Raw genomic sequence first — 22,230 nt, forward strand, 5'->3', positions numbered from 1 at the left:
CCTTACAGCTTCAGGAGCTTCAGCCATGTTCGACTCCGTGCGCGACGACCTCCGCGCCACCCTCGACGAGATCCGCGCCGCCGGGCTGCACAAGCCCGAGCGTGTGATCGACACCCCGCAGTCGGCGACCGTGCACGTCAGTGGGGGCGGCCGGCCCGGTGAGGTGCTCAACTTCTGCGCCAACAACTACCTCGGCCTCGCCGACCACCCGGAGGTCGTGGCCGCCGCTCACGCGGCCCTGGACCGCTGGGGCTACGGCATGGCCTCCGTGCGCTTCATCTGCGGCACGCAGGAGGTGCACAAGGAGCTGGAGGCACGGCTGTCGGCGTTCCTCGGCCAGGAGGACACGATCCTGTACTCCTCCTGCTTCGACGCCAACGGCGGCGTGTTCGAGACGCTGCTCGGCCCCGAGGACGCGGTCATCTCGGACGCGCTGAACCACGCCTCGATCATCGACGGCATCCGCCTGTCCAAGGCCCGCCGCTTCCGCTACGCCAACCGCGATCTGGCCGATCTGGAACGGCAGTTGAAGGAGACGCAGTCCGCCGGGCGCAGGCTGATCGTCACCAACGGCGTCTTCTCCATGGACGGCTATGTGGCCCCGCTGCGCGAGATCTGCGACCTGGCCGACCGCTACGACGCGATGGTCATGGTCGACGACTCGCACGCCGTCGGCTTCGTCGGCCCCACCGGTCGCGGCACCCCCGAACTGCACGGCGTCATGGACCGCGTCGACATCATCACCGGCACCCTCGGCAAGGCGCTCGGCGGCGCGTCCGGCGGCTACGTCGCGGCCCGCGCCGAGATCGTCGCCCTGCTGCGCCAGCGCTCACGGCCGTACCTCTTCTCGAACACGCTCGCCCCGGTGATCGCGGCGGCCTCCCTGAAGGTGCTTGACCTGCTGGAGTCCGCCGACGACCTGAGGGTCCGGCTCGCCGAGAACACCGCGCTGTTCCGCCGCCGGATGACCGAGGAGGGCTTCGACATCCTCCCCGGCGACCATGCGATCGCCCCCGTCATGATCGGTGACGCCTCCGTCGCCGGGCGGATGGCGGAGCTGCTGCTGGAGCGCGGGGTGTATGTGATCGGCTTCTCCTACCCGGTCGTACCGCAGGGCCAGGCCCGTATCCGCGTCCAGTTGTCCGCCGCGCACTCGGCGGCGGATGTGAACGTTGCGGTCGACGCCTTCGTCGCGGTGCGCGCGGACCTGGGAGAATCGGACGCATGATCGAGGCGCGGCGGCTCCACATCCTCCGTGCGGTGGCCGACCACCGCACGGTGACGGCGGCTGCCGCCGCGCTCTATCTCACCCCCTCCGCCGTCTCCCAGCAGCTGACGGCGCTGGAGCAGGAGACGGGCCACCGGCTGGTGGAGCGCGGCGCGAAGGGTGTACGGCTCACTCCGGCCGGCGAGATACTGCTCAGCCACACCAACGTCGTCCTCGCCCAGCTGGAGCGCGCCGAGGCGGAACTGGCCGCGTACAGCTCGGGCGCTGCAGGCACAGTCACCGTCGCCTCCTTCGCGACCGGCATCGCCCTGGTCGTCGCGCCCGCGGTGGCCCGCCTCGCCGTGACGGCGCCCGGCATCCGCATCCGCGTGCAGGACGCCGAGGGCGACGCCAGCCTGCCGATGGTGCTGGACCGGCAGGTCGACGTCGCGGTCGCCGTCGAGTACCGCGGGGCGCCGCCCGCCGACGACCCGCGGCTGGCCCATGTGCCGCTGTACGCCGAGCCGTTCGACGCGGTGGTTCCGGTCAGCCACCGGCTGGCGGACGCCGAGGAGGTCCCGCTGGCGGAGCTGGCCAAGGACCCGTGGATCGGCCCGTACCCCGGCAATCCGTGCCACGACGTCGTCGTCCTCGCCTGCGAGAGCGCGGGATTCCAGCCCCGTCTGGAGCACTCCTCGGACGACTTCCGCGCCGTCGTCGCCCTCGCCTCGGCCGACGCGGGCGTGGCGCTCGTACCCCGTTCCGCACTGCACGGCATGGACCTCACGGGCGTGGTGGTCCGCCCGGTCGACGGGGTCGCGCCCACCCGCCGGGTCTTCGCGGCCGTACGGCGGGGAGCGGAGGAGCATCCGCTGATCCGTCCGGTGCTGGACGCGTTGGAGGCGGCGGCCCAGGGCTGAGGGCACTCCGGGTTTCTCGTATATGGGATAGTATCCCGAATATGAAACACGTGGAAGCCGCGCCCGACCCCGTGGACGCCCGGCTCGGTGCCCGCCTCGCTGAGCTGCGGTCCGAACGGGGCTGGTCCCTCGGGGAGTTGGCGGAGCGCAGCGGAGTGAGCCGGTCGACGCTGTCCCGTGCCGAGCGCGCGGAGATCAGCCCGACGGCGTCCCTCCTCAACCGCCTCTGCGCTGTCTACGGACGGACCATGTCCCAACTGCTCAGCGAGGTCGAGCAGGAGCCCGCGCTGCTGGTGCGGGCTACCGAGCAGCACGTGTGGGAGGACCGGTCCTCCGGGTTCGTACGGCGTTCCGTGTCCCCGCCGCACGCCGGGCTGCGCGGCGAACTCGTCGAGGGGCGGCTCGCAGCGGGCGCCGACATCGCGTACGACCGGCCGCCCGTGCCGGGACTGGAGCAGCACATCTGGGTGCTGGAGGGGTCCCTGGAGGTGACCGCGCAGGACGTGGAGCACCGGCTCGACGCGGGCGACTGTCTGCGGCTGCGGGTGTGGGGGCCGACGCGGTTCCGGTGCGCCGGCGCCGAGGAGGTCCGGTATGTGCTGGCGGTGGTGCTCCCGTGAACGTCATGCGCTTGGACGCGGATCAACTGCTCGCGGCGGTCGAGGAGTTGGCCGATCTGCTGACCGGCACCGTGCACTCGGGCGCCTCCATCGGCTTCCTCGCGCCGCTCGACCGCGCGGCGGCCGTGGCGTGGTGGACGGAGTGGGCCGCCGGAGTCGCCGCCGGGCAGCTCGCGGTGTGGGTCGCACGTGAGGAGGGCGGCCGGGTGGCCGGCACCGTCAGTCTGGCCTTCCCCGACAAGCCCAACAGCCGTCACCGCGCCGAGCTGGTCAAGCTGATGGTGCACCGGGACGCGCGGGGGCAGGGCCTTGGCCGTATGCTCCTGGACACCGCAGAAAGGGCGGCAGCCGAAGCGGGCATCACCCTCCTCCACCTCGACACCGAGACCGACAGCCTCGCCGAACGCCTGTACCGCTCGGCCGGGTGGACCCGGCTCGGCGCGATACCCGACTACGCGGCGAGCCCGGCCGGGGTCCTGCGTCCGACGACCATCTACTTCAAGCAGGTCGAAGCGACCGCTCTCACCTGCTGAATGTCAGTGGGAGCCGCTACCGTGCGTCCCATGCCGGATGCCGAAGACGTACGACGGATCGCCCTGTCACTGCCGGACACGACGGAGAAGATCGCCTGGAGCATGCCCACATTCCGGGTCGCGGGGAAGATGTTCGCCACGCTGCCCGAGGAGGAGACCTCCCTCGCCGTGCGCTGTCCCAAGGAGGAGCGCGATGAACTGGTCCTGGCCGAGCCGGAGAAGTTCTGGATCGCCGAGCACGAGGCGATGTTCGCCTGGGTCCGGGTCCGGCTCGCGGCGCTGGAGGGCGAGGGGGAGCTGAGGGACATCCTCGCCGACTCCTGGCGCCAGGCCGCGCCGACCCGACTCCTTGAGATCTACCCGGAGTTGGGGCTGCCGGCCGCGGACTAGGCGCTCCGCCGGCACAGCCCCGCGCCCCTTCGGGGCGCTGCCGAACCGCAGCGGACTTCGCCCGACCTCTTAGAGGTCCACGAAACCCGTGATCCGCTTCCGAAGCGACCCGGCGTCCAGGCCGTGCGCGGCGACATGCTCCTCGAAACCGCCGTAGCGCCGCAGCTCACGGCGGCCGACGCCCAGGCCCAGGACGCGGTGGGGTACGTCGGCCAGCGCGTCGTTCGCGGCGGCGGTCGACGTACCCGCGAGGTAGGGCTCGACGAGAACGACATCCGTTCCGGCGGCCTCCGTGGCCCGGCGCAGCGAGTCCGCGTCGAAGGGCCGTACGGTCGTCGCGTACAGGACGGTCAGGTCGAGACCCTCGGTGGCGTCCAGCACGGCGTCGAGCATCGGCCCCACGGCGACGACGACACCGGAGCGGCCCTCGCGGACCGGGACGAAGCGTGCCCCGTCGACCGGGCGTCCGGCCGCGTTCGACTGGACGGACAGCCGGACGTACACCTTGTCGTCACCGGCGGCGACCGCATGCCGCAGCAGTGTCTCGGCCTCGTCCGGATGCCCCGGCACATGCACGGTCCAGCCGTCCAGGGTGTCGAGCAGTGCCACATCGCCCGGCGCCATGTGCGTGTACCCACCGGCCGGCCAGTCGAAGGACGCGGCGGCGCTCACCAGCACCGCACCGACGTCCTGATGCCCGAGGTCCAGCTTCACCTGCTCGAAGGGCCGCTCCACGAGAAAGCTGGCGAAGGTGTGCACGATCGGCCGCATCCCGGTGAGCGCCAGGCCCGCGCCCGCCCCGACCAGGAGCTGCTCGCGGATACCGACGTCGATCACCCGGTCGGGATGCCTGCGCCGCGCCTCCTCGAAACTGTCCGAGCCGATCACGGCGAGAACGACCGCGACCCGCGGATCCTCGTCGAGCAGCCGCGAGGCGACGGGAGCGAAACGGTCACGCATGGTGTCCATGGAGTGCGAGCCCTTCTGTTGAGATCGGCGTGGGGCGTGAGTTCGAAGTGGGGCGTGAGTTCGGCGTGGGCGTGAGTTCGGAGCGGGCGTGTGCGGGTGGCGCTCAGGTGTACTTCGGCTCGACGCGGGCCACGACCACGTGCGGGCGGCCCGGGTGCGGGGCGGTGTAGGCGGCGTACAGCGCCTCGTGGTCGCGGCCGTCGACCGTGACCGCCGACCAGCCCGCGACTTCGAAGCGGGCGGCGATCCCGCCGGGCCGTGCGTATGTGGCGGACGCGTTGTCGATGACGACGGTGTGCAGCCGCTCCAGACCGGCGGGCCCCGCGAAGGCGATCGCCTCGTGATTGCTGCCCTCGTCCAGCTCGGCGTCTCCGACGAGCGTCCAGACCCGCGGCTCGTCGAGTCCCTGCGCGCGCAGGCCGAGCGCCGTACCGACGGCGATCGGCAGCCCGTGCCCCAGCGAACCGCTGCCGATCTCCGCCCCCGGCACGAGCACCCGGTCGGGGTGGTGGCCGAGGGGGGAGTCGTACGAGCCGAAGTCCGGCAGCCAGTCCACGGGCACGAAGCCCTTCGCGGCCAGGACCGCGTAGTACGCCATCGGCCCGTGCCCCTTGGACAGCAGGAACCGGTCCCGCTCCGGGTCGTCCATCAGCTCCGGGCGCACCCGCAGCACCCGGTCGTAGAGCACCCACAGCGCATCCAGCGTGGACGTCGCCGCAGGTCCGTGCTTCTCGTCGCCCGACATCAGGCTCATGAGCCGGGGCAGGTCCGCGTAGCTGTGCGTACGCCTGTTCTCCTCGGTGATCGTCATACAGACGATCGTGCAACCTCAACCAAACTTGAGGTCAAGTGCGGCTCGATACGAGGCGCCGCGCATAAACGAGTGCGCGACCATCTACGCAAGTGCGGTATTGTTTCCATGCGCGTTCGGCCGCGGGAAATCCCAGGTCAGACGGGCACCGGGACGTGGCGCAGCTTGGTAGCGCACTTGACTGGGGGTCAAGGGGTCGCAGGTTCAAATCCTGTCGTCCCGACCAGCTTTGATGCAGGTCGGAGGCCGTTCTCTCGTTTTCGGGAGGGCGGCTTTTCGCATCTTTTTGCGGACGGCCTTGCGGATGCGGGCGTTGACGCTCTCGATCACGTTCGTGCAGCGGATGACTGTGCGTATCTCGACGTCGAGGGAGAGGAAGGGCACGAACTCGGCCCAGGCGTCCGACCACAGCTTCACGATCGCCGGACACCTCTGGCCCCAGGACTCCCGGAACTCCAAGAACTGCTCCGTGGCCGCGTCCTCGCCGGGCGCGGTGCAGAGTCGGTCTCCACGGCCTTGGGAAGGCCCTTGAGCCCCTCGCAGACCAGCACCAACGCATCGTCCAGGCCACGAATTTTCAGCTCGGTGAACACATGCAGCCAGTACTCCGCGCCCTCGCCGCCGTCGTCGGCCCAGATACCGAGGATGTCGCGGGTGCCGTCCACGGCCACGGCCATCACCACGTGGACCTGACGGTTCGCGACCTGCCCGTCCCTGATCTTGACGTTGATGGCGTCGACGAACAGGACCGAGTGGACGCGATCGAGCGGCCGATTCAGTGAGGCACTTCGCCGAGAGCGACAGCACCATTTCGTCGACGCCGGCCAGGCGGGGCTGCCGTTTCTTGACGGTCTGTGGGTTGCGGCTGTTGCCGTTGTTCTTCCCGGCCGGGTCGTGCTTCTCGTAGCCGACGTGGTCGGTTCGGTCTGCTCGTTCTCCACGGCGGTCTCTGTCATCAGAGGCGTCTCCTTGATCATCAGATCCGCCGTCGATCAGACACTCCCTTACGTTCACCCTCGTCGGGCTGATGGTGCCGCCCGAGGCATTGGTCATCCCGCTGTACTTCCACCTGCGCAGCGCCGGACTCACCGACTCCTACTGGGTGTTGATCCTGCCGCAGACCGCGCAGTCCCTCGCCGTCAGCATCTTCTGGACGCGCGACTCCTTCCGATCCGTGCCCACCAGCATCATCGAGGCGGCGCCTCTGGACGGGGCCTCGGACTGGCGGCTGCTGTGGCGGATCTGGTGCCCACGAGCCGTCCGGCGCTGCTGACGATGGCCATGCCGGTGTTGATGTGGACCTGGAACGAGTTCCTGCTGGTCGTGATCACCGACGGGAACAAGCGCGCGGCTCCCCTGGGTCTGGCGTTCTTCCAGAGCGAGCACACCACGCAGTACTCCCTGCTGGCGGCCGCCTCCACCATCGTCGCCCTGCCGGTCGTCGCCCTGTACGTCTTCCTGCAAACGGCACTTCGTCTGCGGCATGCTCTCCGGAGCCGTGAAGGGGTGAGCGGGGCGCGCTGTCAGGCGGCGGCCGGGCGCACCAGACGCGTCTCGTGGGCGAAGACCACCGCCTGCACCCGGGCCCGCGCGCCGATCTTCGCGAGGATGTGGCTGACGTGGGACTTCACGGTCGTCAGTGTGATGGACAGCCGCTCGCCGAGCTCGGCGTTCGACCAGCCGGAGGCCACGGCGGTGAGGATGTCGCGTTCGTGATGACGGCGTCCCCGGCGGCCACGATGCGGACGGCGGCGGTCAGTTCCTCGGGTGTCGTCCTGGGCGAGGAAGCCGCCGCCCGCCGTCGGCGTCGGAGGCGCCGTTGCCCTTGGCGACGACGTCGGGCCGCAGGGCGTTCCTCGCCTCGCCGGCGACGGTCGGATCGGGTTCGGCCGCGAGGAGCATACGGAGGCCGAGGCGTTGCAGGGACTGGTCATGGACGACGAGTACGGAGGTCGTGGTGGGCCTCCATCGTGAACGAAACCGTTTCGTTCATATGAGGATCGGCGTAGTCCCGTCGCTACCGAACGACACCGTCTCGATTGTGGTGTCGATCACGCGCTCAGACGGTTTCGCGCAATGCGGTCCACGTGTCGCGCCCCACGATGCCGTCGGCGTCGAGCCCCTTGGTGCTCTGGAAGCTCTCTACGGCGGCCGTCGTCCCGGGACCGAACTCGCCGTCGACCCCCGAACTGCCCACGTCATAGCCGCGCTTGGTCAGCATGCACTGCGCCTGCAGCACCCGCTTGCCGCTGTCGCCCTCGCGCGTGCGGCCCTTGCCGGCGTAGTAGGTGCAGTCGGAGATCCACGGCGGGGTCGCGGGCTCGGAGGGCGTGCTGGTCGTGGTGGCGAGGCCGGTCGGCTCGCCGGTCACGGTCGGCCCGGCGGTGGGAGCCGAGGAGGAGTCGTGCCGCCCGGTGCCTGGCGAGCCCGAGGCGGCAGATGCCGTGGCGGAGGCAGCACTTCTTGACCCGCCGTCGACCCTCCTGCCGGAGGCGGACGTGTGCGTGGAGGACGCGGACGCAGTCGGTGCGGCGCCGCCGGGCAGGGAGCCGCCGCTTGTCGTGCCGGAGCCGGGGGAGGCGTCGGAAGTGCGCGGGCCTTGGCCATCGAGGGCCAGGATCCCCGCGGCCGTCGCACACAGCATGACGCCCGCGGCGACGACGAGCAGCGGCTTTCTGCGGCCCCGGGTGCGGGTCTCGGCGGGACGTAAGCGCTCCGGCGGATCCGACGGAGCAGCGGGGGCTTCGGCTTCGGGCGCGGCGACCTGCTCCACGGGCCCGGCGGCGACGGCCACTGGTATGTCCTCGGGGGAGCGCAGGCGAGTCGTCCCGTCGCCCGGCAGACCATCGAGCGCCTCGTACGCCCGCTGCCGGGCCAGCACCCTGCCCGCGAGCGGCTCGGGCCAGTCGGCCGTCTCGGCGCGGGCCGAGGCGGTGTCGATCAGATGCTGCGGGGTGGGCCGCCGCTCGGGTTCCTTGGCCAGGCAGGCGGACAGCAAGGCGGCCAGGTCCGCGTCCGCCGCCGCGACCTTGCCCAGCAGCTCTGCGTTCGGCTCCTCGAAGGCCACCCGGTGCATCACGTCGACGCCCGTGCCGTCGCCGAAGGGGGCGCTTCCGGTCGTCGCGTAGACCAGCGTCGCGCCGAGCGAGAACACGTCCGAGGGCGGCTCACACGTGCCCGTTCGCAGGTGTTCCGGCGACATGTAGGCCGGGGTGCCCACCCGGTTGCCCGTGCCGGTCAGCGCGCTCGCATCGACGGCCTTCGACAGGCCGAAGTCGATCACGTGGGCGCCGTGGACGGACAGCAGCACGTTGGACGGCTTCAGGTCCCGGTGCACGATCCCGACGGCGGCGAGGTCGGCCAGCGCCTGCCCCAGCTCGGCCACCAGCCGCCACACCGCGGCGGTCGCCAGGGCGCCGTCCTCGCGTACCGCGTCCGCCAGGTCGAGGCCCGGCAGATACTCGGTGGCCATCCACAGCAGCCGCTCCTGGAAGCCCGTGCCGCACAGGCGGGGCGTGCGCGCGGTGCGGACCAGGTCGTGCACAGACGCCTCGCGCTCGAACCGGCGCCGAAAGCCCGGGGCGTCCGCGTACTCGGGCCTGATCACCTTCACTGCGACCAGGCCCGGGCCACCGCCCGCGGGGCGGCCGAGATAGACCCGCCCCATGCCGCCGCTGCCCAGCAGCGCCAGCGGCACATAGGGGCCGATGCGGCGCGGGTCGCCCGAGTGCAGGGGTGCGGCGCCGGTCTGCCGCAGTGCCGCGGCCTCGTCCGGCGCCGAGTCCGATGGCACCGGTCGGTGTTCTGACACGTGTCCCCCGAAGTGATGTTCGTCGCATGCCAGTTCGCCCATGAGGGAAAGACGAGGCTAACGCAGCAGCGCCCTGCAGACAGCGGTTTCGATCAGTATGGGGCCCGGAGGCCGGGGTTCACCGGCGGTGCATGGTCTCCAACGCGGCGGCCGGCACATGAGGGAAGACACCCCGTCGAGGCGCAGGTGGTGCAGGGCCTCCTCGAGGATCTCCCGGCCGGGAGCACATCGTCATCGGCTTGGGCGTGTGGTTGCCCGCACGGGCCGGGAAGAGGCCGTAGCCCCACCACACCGCGACTTCCTGGGCAGCGCGACCACGTATGCGGCGGCCACCCCCAACGACCTGTGGGCGACGCTCCACGCCCCGCGCACCGCGCTTTCCGTCTCCGCGCTGGAGAACGTGGTCCGGGCGGGCGCCAGACAGAGCGAAGGGATTTCGGTCGCTGAGGACCCGCTGGTCCTCGGTCGTATCGCACTCCATTCCGAGGAGCGCGGAGATTCCCTCATCGAGGTGGATCCGACCCTCGGGGTATGGAAAGTGAAGAACGCGGAAACGAGGGCTCCCGTCATGACCGTCACGGGCCTTCGCGGGCCGATCGGAAACGGTTGTCCGCTGCCCTTTCGAATGACACGGTTCAAATGTCGCGGCTCGAATGTCCCAGTGAATTACTCCACTTACCGCTGCTGAGAAGAAACAGAAACCAGGGAAGGTAAAGATGTCGAAGCTGCTGGAGAACAAGGCCGTACTGGAGCGCTAATACGAGGAGTTGCCTCAACAAGGGCAACCTCGATGTGATCTACGAGGGCGCCGGCGACGGCCACATCAGCCATGGAACGGCCCCGAACGGCAAGGAGGGCGTCGAGCACCTCAAGGAGTGGGTGCGGCTCCAGCGCGCGTCCTTCCCCGACCTCCACGTGACCGTCGACGACTGGATCCTGGAGGACGACAAGGTCGTCAGCCGGTTCACCGCACGCGGCACCCACACCGGGGAGTCCTACGAGGGCGCGCCGGCCATCGGCCGGGAGTTCGCCGTCAGCGGCATCGTGATCGACGCGTTCGACGACGGGAAGATCGTGGAGAGCTGGTTCTCGCTGGACGGGCTCGAACTCGCCAAGCAGCTGGGCGCCCTGGGATGACGGCGTCGGCCCCGGCACCTGGTGGTGCCGGGGTCGGCCGCGTTCCCCCGGCTCCTCGGCTCGGAGTCCGGTGCCGTTCTTCAGTCCTGCCGGCCGGAGCGTACGGCGTACGCGTCGGTGATGGGCTCGGCGTGTGCCTCCGCGTTGCCGGAGGCGGCGATGGAGTCCAGCGCCCGCTGGAGGACGACGGTGTCCTCCAGGGTGTGGATCTCGGTGATCCTGCCCCACTTCAGATACATGAACTGGGTCATGATGTTGTCGTAGCGCGTACCGTCGGGCAACGGCCCGCCGACGCGTACGCGGGTCGCCACCTTGGTCAGCCAGGGGCCGCCGGAAATGACGATTTCCAGCGGCTCGAAACCGGCGTCGGGAATCAGCCTGAAGACCCGCTGCCACCACAGGCTCATCGCTTCGACCGTATGCCGCTCGCCCGAAAGGGCGTGCTCACCGTAGAACACGTAGGTGAAATCGGGTGCCAGCGTGTCCACCATGGACTGCCAGTTTCCGGCATTGATGTCGGCAAAAGCTTTACGGAGCTTGGCGGCAACGATTCGATGGTACATAAACTACCTTTCTCGAGCGTATGAGCGGCCTTTTGCTGCAGCCCCCTGAATTTTTTTCCTGTCAACGTCTCAATTGGGATGACGACGCCCCTGCCGGTGCTGATCACCGGCTGTTCCTCCGGGATCGGCCGCGCCTGCGCACTGCGGATGCATCGGGCCGGTCTGACCGTGTACGCCACGGCACGCAGGCCGGAAACCCTGACCGGCCTGGCGGCCGAAGGAATCCGGACGCTGCGCCTGGACGTCACCGACGAAGCGAGCATGCGCGCGGTCGTCGACCTCGGTCACGCACTGTGGTACGGCTCGCCGGTGATCTCGCTGCGCCCCCTGCAGGACGTCATGGTGCGTCTGACGGCACGCGACCGCACGGTCACCGGGAGCCCCCCCGCAACCCCGCTCACATCCGCCACCGACACCACCGCCGAAGGCGATGCCGACACTTACGCCGCCAAGGACGCGTCTTCAGCCCGTACGGAAGGGTGCCCTGCTCACCGTAGTCCAGGCTCTGACACACGGTGACGCCACCGATACGTAGACAGTGAGCCTTTTCAGCATGGCCTCTGATCGAGTGACGCTGGTGGTGTGCGCAACGCACGAGGCGCCCGTGCCGTTGGGGGAGGTGTTCGAAGTCTCAACCCACAGGCACGGGAGCCGCGTTGGTTCCGCATTCTGCCGCACTCGACCTGCCCCACGCCCTGGCCGAGTGGGTCACCATGCTCATCGTCACCCGCGAGGGTGACCGTCGCTGCAAACTCCCGCCGCACCAGCGTGCGCTGGTCGGCCTGGTGTACCTGCGCCGGCACGACACCCTCGCCCAGATCGCCGCCGGCTTCGGTATCTCGGTGGGCACCGCCCACGCCTGCACCACCACGGTGATCAGCCTGCTCGCAGAATGTGCACCGGGCCTGCTCAAGGCGCTGCGCGAGACCGATCCCGACTACGTCCTGCTCGACGGCATTCTCGCGGAGTGCGACAGGGTCGGCGACAGCCGGGCGGCTGCTGTGGATCTCGCCCGTGCTGCCCGGCCGCGCGCACGACCTCACAGCGGCCCGCACCCACCGGATCATCCGGATCTGCGAACGCCCAGGGCGTCCCGGTCCTCGCCGACCGCGCCTACACAGGAGCCGGCCCGTGGGTGACGACACCCCTCAGACGCCCGCCGGGCCGTGACCTCACCCCCACCCAGCAAACCGTCAACCGCGCGCTGTCCGCAGCGCGGGCGCCGGTCGAGCGCGGCATCGCACGACTGAAGTCATGGCTGATCTTCATTGGCCCTCGCCGCGGGTGCTTGGAGCAGAAATGGCAAGGCGCCCTGGGTGAGACGTGCGCAGGACGATCCCCGCGAGTGCGAGGAGCACCGCGTTGTACCGCAGGGCCCGGCGGCCTCGGGACCATCCCCGCGGGTGCGGGAGCAGAATGTACGCCATGGCGGCACGCATCGCTGCGCGAGGCCATCCCCGCGGGCGCGGAAGGCGGCGCGGCTTGGCCTGGCCGATCGAGGAGGCTTGCGCGGTGCGATCGAGCCGCACGAGCTCCGACCTCACGCGCTCGGCGTCACCGCGGCCGACCAACTCCGCGGCACGACGCTGCGTCACGGGCCAGAACGCGGTACCACGGCCCGGACCACTGCCCGTCCGCCTTCTGTCGCCAGTGCCGTCGCGGTTCCCCTCGAGGAGCGGAAGGCGGTGCGTGAGTCGACGAGGCGGTCCTGTCTACCGACTTTGGTTTTCGCAGGTCGGAGGCCGTTTTCCCGTTTACGGGAGGGCGGCTTTTCCCGTTCCCGGAAGGCTGGTGGTCGCAGGCCGACTGCCGGGTCGGCGGAAGCTCAGTCCGGTGAAGGGGTTATGTGGGGTGCTGTGGGTGCGGGCGCTTGAGCAGGCCCGGTGCTCACAAGTCGGGTGACTGCGGGCTTCGGTTGGCGCTGGTGCCGGTGGACTGGGCAGGGGCCTTCGCGGCGAGGATGCGGTAGGCGTTGCTGTGGCGTGGCAGCAGCGGGCGGACAGTCAGGTCGAGCAGGAGGCCGGCCGGCAGCGCAGGCAGGGCGAGGAGCAGCGCGGCGGCCCATCGTGCGTGGTCGGTTGTGGTGGGTGGGCGAGGTACCCAGGGGCGGCGTGGGTCCTGGGCGAGGGTGGAAAGAAGCCTTTTGGCGCCCAACAGAAAGTCCAGTCCAAGGTCGGCTCGTCTGCGCTCGACGGTCAAGATCGAGAGGCCGTTGGCGGCGAGGGCCTGTTTGAGGTTGCCGACGGGGAACATGTGCAGGTGCTGGGGTTGCACCCACTGTGACCAGTACTTGCCGAGGAGGCGGGCCCCGGCGCATTCGGGGTCGGGTACCTCGATGAGGAGGTGTCCGCCGGGGGGCAGGACGTGTGCGGCGGCGCGGATCTCAGCGATCGGGTCGATTGTGTGCTCGAGATAGTGGTGCATGCTCACCACGTCGTAGCGGTGGGTGAGGGTGTCGGCGAGGTCGGGGAACGAGCCTTGGTGAGCGTCGTCGATCCAGCCACGGCGTTGGGCTTCTCGCACTCCGTCGCCGCGGTCCAGGCCCGCGAAGGTGGTCTGTGGCCAGATCTGCTTGGCGGTGTGGCAGAAATGCCCGTAGCCCGTGCCGACATCCAGCCAGGCGCGGGGCGTGGTGTATGGCTGGAGCATGCGGGCGCGTCGCTGGTAGAGCTTGCGCATCAAGCTGAAACCGAACTCGACGCTCTTGGCACCGAGCCCGTCGTAGAGGTCCCGGTAGTAGAACTCAAGGCCGGAGGCGTTCAGTCGGGGGTTCTGAAATATGTGTCTGCAGTCGCGGCACCGTTCCAGCGTGAACGAACCGGGCTTGGCTTGAATGAAGTCGGGGCTGGTCAGGTGGACTTGAAGGGTCGTTGAGCCGCACCAGGGGCAGTCAGGGCGGCGCGGCTCCAGAAAGCGGGCCGTTCCGTCGGCGAGGTCGGCCTGGTAGCTGGTTCTCAGGGCGGCTCGCGTGCTGGGCGTGGTCATCACGGCGTCCTCGTCCTTTCCTGGGCCGGCGGATAGCCGGCGCCCAGGGGCCTGTGGATGTCGGTGGGGAAGGGGCTCGTGTTCGTTCTTGGTGTTCTATCAGTGGTGCGCGCCGATGTCGGGGCCGAAGTCGGCCAGGGGGTTGGCAGGTTATGGGCGTCGAGGGAGAAGGCGTGAAGGGCCGTTCCGTGGTCGCCGGAGGTGGTGGCGCCGAGGAAGCGCATCGTGGGGTACGCCGTCCTGCGCGAGGCCGGCCTCGACACCCTCCGCGAGCTCAAGGCCATGGTCGACCGCTTCGATCTGCGTACCAGCTTTCCCGTCGAGGTACGCACCGCGCCCGCGGACGACATCACCCTCTCCACCGCGTCCGACGCGACAGCGCCTGCATAGCCGTCCACGTGTACCGCGGAACCCACCCCTTACCGTGAGTACTTCGCAAAAGCGGAGCACATCTTCATGGCGCACGAGGGACGCCCGCACTGGGGCAAACTCCACACCCGCGACGTCGGCCACTTCGCCGAGGTCTATCCGCGTTTCGCCGAGTTCACCGCGCTGCGCAACCGGCTCGACCCCGACCGGCGCTTCACCAACGCGTACGTGCGAAGGCTTTTGGGCCACTGAACCGGATCGGGCGGGCTCCCGGCAGGCAAATTCCGCCGAATCGGCCCCGAGCGCGGCCAGTTGGTAGGGCGGCCACGCCTCGGGGTTGCCGGTGTCGGCACCCCGGAGACGTCTCGTCATCACAGGTCAGAGGGCATGTCCTCGTCGCCGAGGCAGTCGTGGGAGGTGAATGATCTGTGGATACGGCTTCAAAGTTTCAGCACAAATTACTCACGTCCCCCTCTCCAGACTGGGTTCGATGGTCTAGATTGACCTTGCTTCACATGCGGGACACGAGGCGACAAATGATGATCTATAGGTCTGCCGCTGCGAACAACGCATCGCGTTTCCGGCGCCAGACGTGGGGGTGATCAATTTGTGGAGCCCGAGAGGGGCCTTGGGCGCGGGGAGCATCCGGGGTTTCGACGGGTTCCTGCGCACCTCGAGTGGCCGACAGGACGTACGAGTCTGCTGCCGCCGGGGCGGGTTGTACACGTAGCGCTGCAGTAGCCGGGATGTCGTGCGCGGGCAGGAGTCGCCCGCGGGGAGGGGAACAGTGCGGCGCGGGGGGCGGGGGGCCTCCCGAGGGGAGGAATCATGCGGGGGGCGGGGGCCTCCCGGGGGGAGGAACGGTGTTTGGCGACCACGTCGTACCACTGGGGACCGGGGGGGTTCTGTGCGGCAGGGGGGATTAGTCGACCCTTTTTCGTCGGCGCGCGGGGGTCTGGCGAGTGGGGCAATCAGCCAGCCCGCGATCGAATGGGAGCAGCGGTACCGCCGTGCCGTGATCACCAGCGACACGGTGGCCACCGCCTTGGTGGTGGCGGCGATCGGCAACTTCTTCGGGGCCCGGGACGCGGCCAACTGGCACGAGAAATGGGGAATTCTCGCATTCTGTACCGAGCTGCTGGTGCTGGGAGCGTTGGCGGTGAGCCGGTCGTGGGCTCCGGCCGTGCTCGGCCAGGGTGCCGAGGAATTCCGCCGGCTCGGACGCGCACTGTTCGCGGCGACCGTCGTACTGGCACTCGGCGGGATAGCCCTCACCTCGCGCAACATCAAGCTCTGGATCTTCGTCGCGATCCCCGCGATCGCGCTCATCACCATGACCGCCCGGTATCTGCTCCGCCTCCGGCTGCACAGACAGCGGAACGAAGGACGGTGCCTGAGACCGGTGCTCGCTGCCGGGAGCCCGGCCACCGTGCGCGACCTGATCAACCGAACCCGCAAGTTCCCGCACCTCGGCTGGCGGGTGGAGGCGGTGTGCACGCCGGACGGACTCGGGCTCGACGGAGACCACCTGGACGGAGTGCCGGTCGTCGGCCGACTGGCGGATGTCGCGAGCCACGTCCGCCGCGACGGCTACCGTGTCGTCGCGGTCACAGCGGACCCGCACTGGTCACCGGACCGGCTGCAGCGGCTGGCCTGGAACCTCGAAGGCAGCGACGCCGAGATGATCGTGGCCCCCGTGCTGATGGAGGTGGCCGGCCCGCGGCTGCACGTCGACGCGGTGCTCGGGATACCGCTGCTGCGGGTCAGCATGCCGACCTTCACCGGGGGGCGCCGGGCGGTCAAAGAGGTCGCCGACCGGATGGGCGCGGCGGTCCTGCTGGTGCTGTTCGCGCCGCTGCTGGTGCTCGTCGGGTTGCTCGTGGTGGCGGACAGCCGGGGCGGGGTGTTCTACCGCCAGCGCAGGGTCGGCAAGGGCGGCCGCGAGTTCACGATGTTCAAGTTCCGCACCATGGTCGCCGGGGCTCACAAGGCACGTGCCGCCCTGGCCGACCGCAACGAGGGTGCAGGGCTGCTGTTCAAGCTCCGCCGGGATCCGCGGGTGACCCGGGTGGGAGCGGTGCTGCGCCGGTACTCCATCGACGAGCTTCCGCAGCTTTTCAACGTGCTCTCCGGATCGATGTCGCTCGTCGGTCCGCGGCCTCCGTTGCCGGAGGAGTGCGCTGCGTACGGCCCGGACATCCGGCGGCGGTTGCTGGTCAAGCCCGGGCTCACCGGCCTGTGGCAGATCAGCGGACGCAGCGACCTGCCGTGGGAGGAGGCGGTCCGCCTCGACCTGCGGTACGTGGAGGACTGGTCGCTCGCCCTGGACGCGGTGATCTTGTGGAAGACGCTGCGTGCGGTGCTGCACGGGCAGGGGGCCTATTGATGCGCGGGGGTTGTCGTTCGGTGCGTGCGCGGACCGCAGGCCAAAAGGGCCTGCCCGGGGGGAGGGACGGATCATGAAGGTCAGCGTTTTCGGGCTCGGCTACGTGGGCTGTGTGTCGGCCGCGTGCCTGGCCAGCATGGGTCACGAGGTCATCGGCGTGGACGTGAACCAGGTGAAGGTCGACCTGGTCAACGACGGCAAGGCCCCGGTGGTCGAGGAGCGGATCGGCGAGCTCGTCGCGGAGGTCGTGCGGACCGGAGCATTACGCGCCACCGGCGACGTCCGAGAGGCGGTCATGGGCAGCGAGGTGTCGCTGGTCTGCGTGGGCACGCCTTCGGAGCCCAACGGCAGCCTGTGCACCACCTACTTGGAGCGGGTCACCGAGCAGATCGGTGCCGCGCTGGCCGAGCGGGGCGGACGGCACACCGTCGTGTTCCGCAGCACCATGCTCCCGGGTACCTGCCTGAACCTGCTGGTACCGATCCTGGAGAAGTACGTCGGTGGCACGGCCGGGGTGGACATCGGGGTCGCGGTCAACCCGGAGTTCCTGCGCGAGGGCACGAGCGTGCGGGACTTCTTCGACCCGCCCAAGACCGTCATCGGCGAACTCGACCCGGCAAGCGGGGACGCGGTGCTGGCCCTGTACGACGGCTTGCCCGGCGAGGTGTTCCGGGTGCCGGTCCCGACGGCCGAGGCGATCAAGTACGCGGACAACGCGTTCCACGGCCTCAAGATCGGCTTCGCCAACGAGCTGGGCGCGGTGTGCCAGGCGCTCGGGGTGGACTCGCACCAGGTGATGGACGTTTTCCTGGCCGACCGCAAGCTGAACATCAGCCCCGCCTACCTGCGGCCCGGCTTCGCCTTCGGTGGCTCCTGCCTGCCCAAGGACCTGCGCAGCCTGGTCCACGCGGCGCAGCGGGCCGACATCTCGGTGCCCATCCTCGCCCACGTGCTGCCCTCCAACTCCGCACATCTGCAGCGCGCGGTGGAGCTGGTCGAGCGCACCGGCAAGCGCCAGGTGGGAATGTTCGGGCTGTCCTTCAAACCCGGCACCGACGACCTCCGCGAGAGCCCGCTCGTCGAGCTGGCGGAGAGACTCTTCGGCAAGGGGTACGACCTCAAGATCTACGACGCCAACGTGAGCCTCTCCCGGCTGATGGGCGCGAACCGCGAGTACATCGAGACCCGGCTGCCGCACCTCGCGCAGCTGCTCGCGGACTCCGTCGACGAGGTGCTCGAGCACGCCGAGGTGTGCCTGGTCGGAACCAGGGATCCGGCCGTGCTGTCGGCGCTGCCCCATGGCGACGGCCCGGTGATCGTCGACCTCATCCACCTTCCCGACGCCGACGCGCGCCGGACCGAACCGGGGTACATAGGCCTTGCTTGGTAACGCAACCAGCGGCGACGGGTCGAACCGGCGCGCGCTGATCCTGGTGGAGAACCTGTCGGTGCCGTTCGACCGGCGGGTGTGGCAGGAGTGCACGACGCTGCGCGACGCGGGCTGGGAGGTGCACGTCATCTGTCCCCGCGGGGAGAAGCGGGACACGGAGCCGGAGGCCGTGATCGACGGGGTGCGGATCCACCGCTACCCGTTGCGCGCGGCCACCGGAGGACCGGCCGGCTACCTGCGGGAGTACGGATCGGCGTTGTGGCACACCGCCCGGCTGGCCCGCAAGGTCGGGCCGGTCGACGTGGTCCACGCGTGCAACCCGCCCGACCTGCTGTTCCTGCCCGCACTGTGGCTGAAGCGGCGCGGGGCGCGGTTCGTCTTCGACCAGCACGACCTGGTACCCGAGCTGTACCTCTCCCGGTTCGACCGCGGCGAGGATCTGCTCTACCGCGCCGTGTGCGCGCTGGAACGGCGGACCTACCGGGCCGCGGACGTCGTCCTCGCCACGAACGAGAGCTACCGGGACGTCGCGATGAGCCGTGGCGGTCGGCGGCCGGAGGACGTTTTCGTGGTGCGCAGCGCGCCCGCCATCGAGCGGTTCCAACCGGTGCCGCCCGAGCCGGAGTTGAAGCGCGGCAAGCCTCATCTGCTGTGCTACCTCGGCGTCATGGGCCCGCAGGACGGCGTCGACTACGCCTTGCGGGCCCTCGCGAAGCTGCGCGACGAGTTCGGGCGGTCCGACTGGCACGCGGTGTTCGTCGGTGCCGGCGACGCCTTCGACGCGATGGTGGAGCTGTCCCGGCGGCTCGATCTCTCCGAACAGGTGCAGTTCACCGGACGCATCCCGGACGCCGACCTGGTGCGCTACCTGTCCACCGCGGACGTGTGCCTTTCCCCCGACCCGCGCAATCCGCTCAACGACGTGTCGACCATGAACAAGGTCCTGGAGTACATGGCGATGGGCAGGCCGATCGTCTCGTTCGACCTGAAGGAGGCGCGCGTCTCCGCCGGTGACGCCGCCGTCTACGCGTCCGCCAACGACGAGGCCGAGTTCGCCGAGCTCATCGCGCTGCTCCTCGACGATCCGGAGAAGCGGGCCCGGATGGGCAAGATCGGCCAGGAGCGGATCAGCGGACCGCTCTCCTGGCGGAACTCGCAAGCGTCGCTGCTCGCCGCCTACGCCGCTGCCTGCCGCGACCACACCCCGGTGTCGCCGGGCGGCCCGGTCCGCACAGGGAAGAGGCAGCGCAGTTGAGCGAGGACACGATACGCCTGGTCACCATCGGGCGGATATTCCGTCGGCGTCGGCGGCTTCTCGCCGTCCTCGCCGTCGTCGGCGCGCTCGTCGGCTATGGCACCTCGTTGGTGTTTCCGCCGCGGTACACGACGTCGGCTTCCGTACTGCTGCCGGGGCAGTGGGAAGAGCGCGAGCTGCTGACTCAGGTGGACATCGCGACCAGTTCCACGGTGGTCGACCGCGTGGCCGCCACGCTCGGCTGGAGGGGCGTCAGCGGCGCCGAGCTGCGGGATCGAGTGACCGCCAAGGCCGCCGACGGGAACATCATCAAGATCTCGGGTACGGCCGACACCCCGCGGCGCGCGCAGCAGCTCTCCGACCAAGTGGCCCGGCAGTTCGTCCAGTTCGCCGCACAGATCGCGGGCGGCGGCACCGACTCCGAAGCGGCCACGGCGCCCGAGGCGCTGCGGCAGCAGGTGGAGGAGACCAACCGCCGCATCACCGACCTGGCCAATGCGGCCGATCCGGGGCAGACCGTGGAGAGCGTGCAGGCCCGCACCGCGCTCGAGAAGCTGCGCACCTCGCTGGAAGAGGCCATGACGAAGCTGGACCAGGCCGACCCGGCGGCCGACAAGGCCGGCATGGTCGTCATGGGGCCGGCGGCCCGGCCGACCGGCGAGGCGCCGCCGACGAGGATGCAGCTCATCGTCGGCGGGGCGGTGCTGTTCTTCCTGCTCGCGGTCATCGGCCATCTCGCCGCCGCACGGATGAACCGCCGACTGCGCACCGAACCGGAGATCGCCGCAGCCCTGGGCTCGACGCTCCTCGGCACCGTCGACGTGCCCGAGGAACCGCGCCGCGCGCACCGGCCGGAAGACCGTGGCCTACGCGCCCGGATCCGCCGACTCCTCGGCGCCGACACCCGGTGGGACCTGCCGACCCCGCAGAGGTCCGGTGACGAGGCCGGCCGACGGATCCGCTACCGGCGGGTGTGCGCTCGCCTCCGGGACCGGCTGCCGGCGGCCCGGCGGCTGCTGGTCGTCGTACCGGACGGCGACGAGATCGCCCGCCGGGCCGCGGCGCAGCTCGTCGCCGAGGCCAAGAGCGATCCGCTGCTGCGGGTGGTGGAGGTCTCGGTGGACCGGCCGATCGTTCCGGACCGCGACACCGAGTCCGGTGCCCTGGTCGTCCTCAGCGCGGACAGCTGGACCGCGGAGGAACTCGCCGGCCTCGCCGAGGCGTGTGCGGACGGCAGGCATGAGGTCGTCGGCATCGTCCTCGCCGGCACGGTCCGGGCCCGTCCGACGACGCGGTCCGCCGGCCCTCCTCCGGACAATGCCACTCCCGCCCTCGCGGTTCGCGGCGCGACGGGAGGTTCAGCGTGATGACGAGTACGACGTCGGAGTCGTCGGCCACCGCTCCGCTCCTCGACCTGCAGGCGCTGGTGGTCGCGGTCCGCAGGCGCCGTCGCCTCTGGTGCGCCATGGCGCTCCTCGGCCTGCTGGCCGGCGCGGCTGTGGCGGTCCTGATGCCGCCCCCGCCGACCGCGGTGACCAAGGTGCTGGTCGCGCACAAGGAGGACCAGCCGAACGACACCGGAACGCTGATCCGCACCGACGTCGAGCTGCTGGGGACCACGCGGATCGCCGAGCTGGCCCTGCGGTCCCTCAAGTCCCCGGAAAAACCTGAGGACTTCATGCGGGACTACCGGGGTACCGGCCTGACCAACAACCTGCTGCAGATCGATGTGACAGGTGACAGCGACGCGGACGCGGTGGCCCGGGCCAAGGCGCTGGCCGATGCGTTCGTCGCGGACCATGTGCGGCGGATGCAGGAAACCGCGCAGGCCGAGGCCAAGGCCCTGCTGGACCAGCGTGACCGCATGCGGGACGAGCTGGCCCAGGTCAACAAGGAGATCGGAGACCGATCGCCGGAGAGCGACCCGGAAGCGTCGGCGAGCATCGAGTCGCTCTTCGCCCGCCGGGCCGAACTCAACTCGCGGATCGCCGAATTCGACCAGCGCGCCGCGGAGGCGCGCACCGGCACGCCCAGGGTCGTCGCCGCCACGCAGATCGTGGACGCCCCGCGCGCGGTGCGGCACTCCCTGCCCAAAGCCGCTGTCACCGACGCCGCGATCGGGCTCGTCCTCGGGCTCGTCCTCGGGCTCGCGCTGGCCGCGGTCGGCACGGTGGTGGCGGACCGCCCCGTGCTGCGCCGGGACATCGCGGCGAACCTCGGCGCCTCGGTCATCGCGGAGCTGCCCCGCCGGTCGGGCAAGCGGTGGCAGCGCCGGCGGACCCGGGTGACACGCGAACGGCTCACCGCGACCCTGGCCCGCATCGCGCGCGGCTCCGCGCAACCGGTGTCGCTGCTGGAACTGGGCTGTGCGCGCAGCACGAGCGTGATCGCCCTGGACCTCGCCAGGGCGATGGCGGCGGACGGACCGGTGGCCGTCATCGACGGCCTGCCAGGCCCGCAGCTCGCAGGCCGCCGCCCGAAGCCGTCAGACCCCACCGTGGTCAGCGGCGAGCGTGCCGCGGCCCTGTCGCCTCAGGAGCGCCGGATCGGCGTCGGTTCGGTGGCGCCCGGCACGGCGTGGACCGACCTCCAGTACCTCGGCACTCAGACCGTGCTCGTCGTGCGTGCAGGGCACGGCAGCGCCGCATGGCTGCACACCGTGGCGCGGCAACTCGCGGACCAGCGCATTCCGGTGATCGGTGTGGTGCTGATCGACCCCGATCCGCGGGACCGGACCGACGGCACGCTGTGGGACGGGCTGCACACCGCGCTGCGCGGCCGGAGCGAGCGGCCGGTGCGGCAGAACGGCACCGGCCCGCGGCGGACCGAGCGGCTGCCGATGGGGGCCGCACGGGTCCCGGACAACGACCAGGAGGCGCGGTAG

The 22,230-nt window shown here is 70.2% G+C and carries 19 protein-coding genes, 1 tRNA gene and 4 pseudogenes; 16 read left to right on the plus strand and 8 right to left on the minus strand.

Features of this window, described 5'->3' with window-relative positions; translation table 11 throughout:
• Positions 1-25: 25 nt before the first annotated feature.
• Genes QQY66_RS43595 through QQY66_RS43615 form a run of 5 tightly spaced genes read left to right on the plus strand, consistent with a single transcriptional unit; the run spans position 26 to position 3,670 of the window.
• On the plus strand, positions 26-1,228 hold the full coding sequence (locus QQY66_RS43595) for a glycine C-acetyltransferase (RefSeq protein ID WP_301985978.1): 1,203 nt from the start codon (positions 26-28) through the stop codon (positions 1,226-1,228).
• Positions 1,225-2,127 (plus strand): LysR family transcriptional regulator, encoded by a 903-nt coding sequence (locus tag QQY66_RS43600; protein ID WP_301985980.1) that lies wholly within the window; start codon positions 1,225-1,227, stop codon positions 2,125-2,127. Before QQY66_RS43595 ends, QQY66_RS43600 begins: the two co-directional genes overlap by 4 nt.
• 41 nt (positions 2,128-2,168) lie before the next feature.
• Complete coding sequence (locus QQY66_RS43605) at positions 2,169-2,747, plus strand: helix-turn-helix domain-containing protein (protein WP_301985981.1); 579 nt, start codon at positions 2,169-2,171, stop codon at positions 2,745-2,747.
• Positions 2,744-3,280, plus strand: a complete 537-nt coding sequence (locus QQY66_RS43610) for a GNAT family N-acetyltransferase (protein ID WP_301985982.1) — start codon at positions 2,744-2,746, stop codon at positions 3,278-3,280. Before QQY66_RS43605 ends, QQY66_RS43610 begins: the two co-directional genes overlap by 4 nt.
• Before the next feature lie 30 nt (positions 3,281-3,310).
• Positions 3,311-3,670, plus strand: a complete 360-nt coding sequence (locus QQY66_RS43615; protein ID WP_301985983.1) for an MmcQ/YjbR family DNA-binding protein — start codon at positions 3,311-3,313, stop codon at positions 3,668-3,670.
• Positions 3,671-3,739: 69 nt separating this feature from the next.
• On the opposite strand, the gene QQY66_RS43620 is transcribed toward QQY66_RS43615, so the two are convergent.
• A complete protein-coding gene (locus QQY66_RS43620; protein WP_301985984.1) occupies positions 3,740-4,639 on the minus strand; it encodes a transketolase family protein in 900 nt (299 codons plus the stop codon).
• A gap of 103 nt (positions 4,640-4,742) precedes the next feature.
• Positions 4,743-5,450: a transketolase gene (locus tag QQY66_RS43625; protein ID WP_301985985.1), complete on the minus strand. Its 708-nt coding sequence runs from the start codon at positions 5,448-5,450 to the stop codon at positions 4,743-4,745.
• A gap of 149 nt (positions 5,451-5,599) precedes the next feature.
• Here QQY66_RS43625 and QQY66_RS43630 point away from each other — a divergent pair.
• A tRNA-Pro gene (locus tag QQY66_RS43630) sits at positions 5,600-5,676 on the plus strand.
• Positions 5,677-5,732: 56 nt separating this feature from the next.
• Here QQY66_RS43630 and QQY66_RS43635 read toward each other — a convergent pair.
• A pseudogene (locus QQY66_RS43635) lies at positions 5,733-6,377 on the minus strand (transposase); the annotation flags it as partial.
• A gap of 100 nt (positions 6,378-6,477) precedes the next feature.
• Between QQY66_RS43635 and QQY66_RS43640 the strand changes: the two are divergent.
• Positions 6,478-6,723, plus strand: coding sequence for an ABC transporter permease subunit (locus tag QQY66_RS43640; RefSeq protein WP_301985986.1), 246 nt, complete (start codon positions 6,478-6,480; stop codon positions 6,721-6,723).
• 250 nt (positions 6,724-6,973) lie between these two features.
• Here QQY66_RS43640 and QQY66_RS50660 read toward each other — a convergent pair whose 3' ends face one another.
• The 3 genes from QQY66_RS50660 to QQY66_RS43650 form a co-directional block, all read right to left on the minus strand.
• Positions 6,974-7,141: a response regulator transcription factor gene (locus QQY66_RS50660; protein ID WP_367667040.1), complete on the minus strand. Its 168-nt coding sequence runs from the start codon at positions 7,139-7,141 to the stop codon at positions 6,974-6,976.
• A 64-nt stretch (positions 7,142-7,205) separates the two neighbouring features.
• Positions 7,206-7,352 carry a hypothetical protein gene (locus tag QQY66_RS50665; protein ID WP_367667041.1) on the minus strand — a complete coding sequence of 49 codons (147 nt, stop codon included), beginning with the start codon at positions 7,350-7,352 and terminating at the stop codon, positions 7,206-7,208.
• 157 nt (positions 7,353-7,509) lie between these two features.
• The gene (locus QQY66_RS43650) at positions 7,510-9,243 is read right to left on the minus strand and encodes a serine/threonine-protein kinase (protein ID WP_301985987.1); all 1,734 of its coding nucleotides are present in this window, start codon (positions 9,241-9,243) and stop codon (positions 7,510-7,512) included.
• A gap of 792 nt (positions 9,244-10,035) precedes the next feature.
• Here QQY66_RS43650 and QQY66_RS43655 point away from each other — a divergent pair.
• Positions 10,036-10,398: pseudogene (locus tag QQY66_RS43655) on the plus strand (ester cyclase); the annotation flags it as partial.
• Positions 10,399-10,478: 80 nt separating this feature from the next.
• On the opposite strand, the gene QQY66_RS43660 reads toward QQY66_RS43655, so the two are convergent.
• Entirely contained in the window at positions 10,479-10,961 is a 483-nt protein-coding gene (locus QQY66_RS43660; protein ID WP_301985988.1) for a nuclear transport factor 2 family protein, read from the minus strand.
• 78 nt (positions 10,962-11,039) lie between these two features.
• On the opposite strand from QQY66_RS43660, the gene QQY66_RS43665 reads away from it, so the two are divergent.
• A complete protein-coding gene (locus QQY66_RS43665) occupies positions 11,040-11,480 on the plus strand; it encodes an SDR family NAD(P)-dependent oxidoreductase (protein WP_301985989.1) in 441 nt (146 codons plus the stop codon).
• 137 nt (positions 11,481-11,617) lie between these two features.
• A pseudogene (locus QQY66_RS43670) lies at positions 11,618-12,228 on the plus strand (transposase family protein); the annotation flags it as partial.
• Between the two features lie 620 nt (positions 12,229-12,848).
• Here the strand turns inward: QQY66_RS43670 and QQY66_RS43675 are convergent.
• Complete coding sequence (locus tag QQY66_RS43675) at positions 12,849-13,946, minus strand: class I SAM-dependent methyltransferase (RefSeq protein ID WP_301985990.1); 1,098 nt, start codon at positions 13,944-13,946, stop codon at positions 12,849-12,851.
• 225 nt (positions 13,947-14,171) lie between these two features.
• Here QQY66_RS43675 and QQY66_RS43680 point away from each other — a divergent pair.
• The 6 genes and pseudogenes from QQY66_RS43680 (at position 14,172) to QQY66_RS43705 (ending at position 22,230) form a co-directional block, all read left to right on the plus strand.
• Positions 14,172-14,567, plus strand: a pseudogene (locus QQY66_RS43680) (D-arabinono-1,4-lactone oxidase).
• 655 nt (positions 14,568-15,222) lie between these two features.
• Positions 15,223-16,701 (plus strand): sugar transferase, encoded by a 1,479-nt coding sequence (locus QQY66_RS43685; protein ID WP_301985991.1) that lies wholly within the window; start codon positions 15,223-15,225, stop codon positions 16,699-16,701.
• A gap of 73 nt (positions 16,702-16,774) precedes the next feature.
• Positions 16,775-18,091 (plus strand): nucleotide sugar dehydrogenase, encoded by a 1,317-nt coding sequence (locus QQY66_RS43690; protein WP_301985992.1) that lies wholly within the window; start codon positions 16,775-16,777, stop codon positions 18,089-18,091.
• Positions 18,081-19,346: a glycosyltransferase family 4 protein gene (locus QQY66_RS43695; protein WP_301985993.1), complete on the plus strand. Its 1,266-nt coding sequence runs from the start codon at positions 18,081-18,083 to the stop codon at positions 19,344-19,346. The genes QQY66_RS43690 and QQY66_RS43695 overlap by 11 nt, the downstream gene beginning before the upstream one ends.
• Positions 19,343-20,713: a Wzz/FepE/Etk N-terminal domain-containing protein gene (locus tag QQY66_RS43700; RefSeq protein WP_301985994.1), complete on the plus strand. Its 1,371-nt coding sequence runs from the start codon at positions 19,343-19,345 to the stop codon at positions 20,711-20,713. The genes QQY66_RS43695 and QQY66_RS43700 overlap by 4 nt, the downstream gene beginning before the upstream one ends.
• The gene (locus tag QQY66_RS43705) at positions 20,710-22,230 is read left to right on the plus strand and encodes a Wzz/FepE/Etk N-terminal domain-containing protein (RefSeq protein ID WP_301985995.1); all 1,521 of its coding nucleotides are present in this window, start codon (positions 20,710-20,712) and stop codon (positions 22,228-22,230) included. The genes QQY66_RS43700 and QQY66_RS43705 overlap by 4 nt, the downstream gene beginning before the upstream one ends.

This window comes from Streptomyces sp. DG2A-72 (assembly GCF_030499575.1).
Classification (GTDB): Bacteria; Actinomycetota; Actinomycetes; order Streptomycetales; family Streptomycetaceae; genus Streptomyces.

What these genes read in the sequence shown, in the direction of transcription:
- QQY66_RS43640 (WP_301985986.1), top strand. Translation starts at nt 6,478, where the DNA reads ATGGTGCCGCCCGAGGCATTGGTCATCCCGCTGTACTTCCACCTGCGC.
- QQY66_RS43675 (WP_301985990.1), bottom strand. Translation starts at nt 13,946, where the DNA reads ATGACCACGCCCAGCACGCGAGCCGCCCTGAGAACCAGCTACCAGGCC.
- QQY66_RS43615 (WP_301985983.1), top strand. Translation starts at nt 3,311, where the DNA reads ATGCCGGATGCCGAAGACGTACGACGGATCGCCCTGTCACTGCCGGAC.
- QQY66_RS43690 (WP_301985992.1), top strand. Translation starts at nt 16,775, where the DNA reads ATGAAGGTCAGCGTTTTCGGGCTCGGCTACGTGGGCTGTGTGTCGGCC.
- QQY66_RS50665 (WP_367667041.1), bottom strand. Translation starts at nt 7,352, where the DNA reads ATGCTCCTCGCGGCCGAACCCGATCCGACCGTCGCCGGCGAGGCGAGG.
- QQY66_RS43665 (WP_301985989.1), top strand. Translation starts at nt 11,040, where the DNA reads ATGACGACGCCCCTGCCGGTGCTGATCACCGGCTGTTCCTCCGGGATC.
- QQY66_RS43595 (WP_301985978.1), top strand. Translation starts at nt 26, where the DNA reads ATGTTCGACTCCGTGCGCGACGACCTCCGCGCCACCCTCGACGAGATC.
- QQY66_RS43660 (WP_301985988.1), bottom strand. Translation starts at nt 10,961, where the DNA reads ATGTACCATCGAATCGTTGCCGCCAAGCTCCGTAAAGCTTTTGCCGAC.
- QQY66_RS43600 (WP_301985980.1), top strand. Translation starts at nt 1,225, where the DNA reads ATGATCGAGGCGCGGCGGCTCCACATCCTCCGTGCGGTGGCCGACCAC.
- QQY66_RS43620 (WP_301985984.1), bottom strand. Translation starts at nt 4,639, where the DNA reads ATGGACACCATGCGTGACCGTTTCGCTCCCGTCGCCTCGCGGCTGCTC.
- QQY66_RS43605 (WP_301985981.1), top strand. Translation starts at nt 2,169, where the DNA reads ATGAAACACGTGGAAGCCGCGCCCGACCCCGTGGACGCCCGGCTCGGT.
- QQY66_RS43625 (WP_301985985.1), bottom strand. Translation starts at nt 5,450, where the DNA reads ATGACGATCACCGAGGAGAACAGGCGTACGCACAGCTACGCGGACCTG.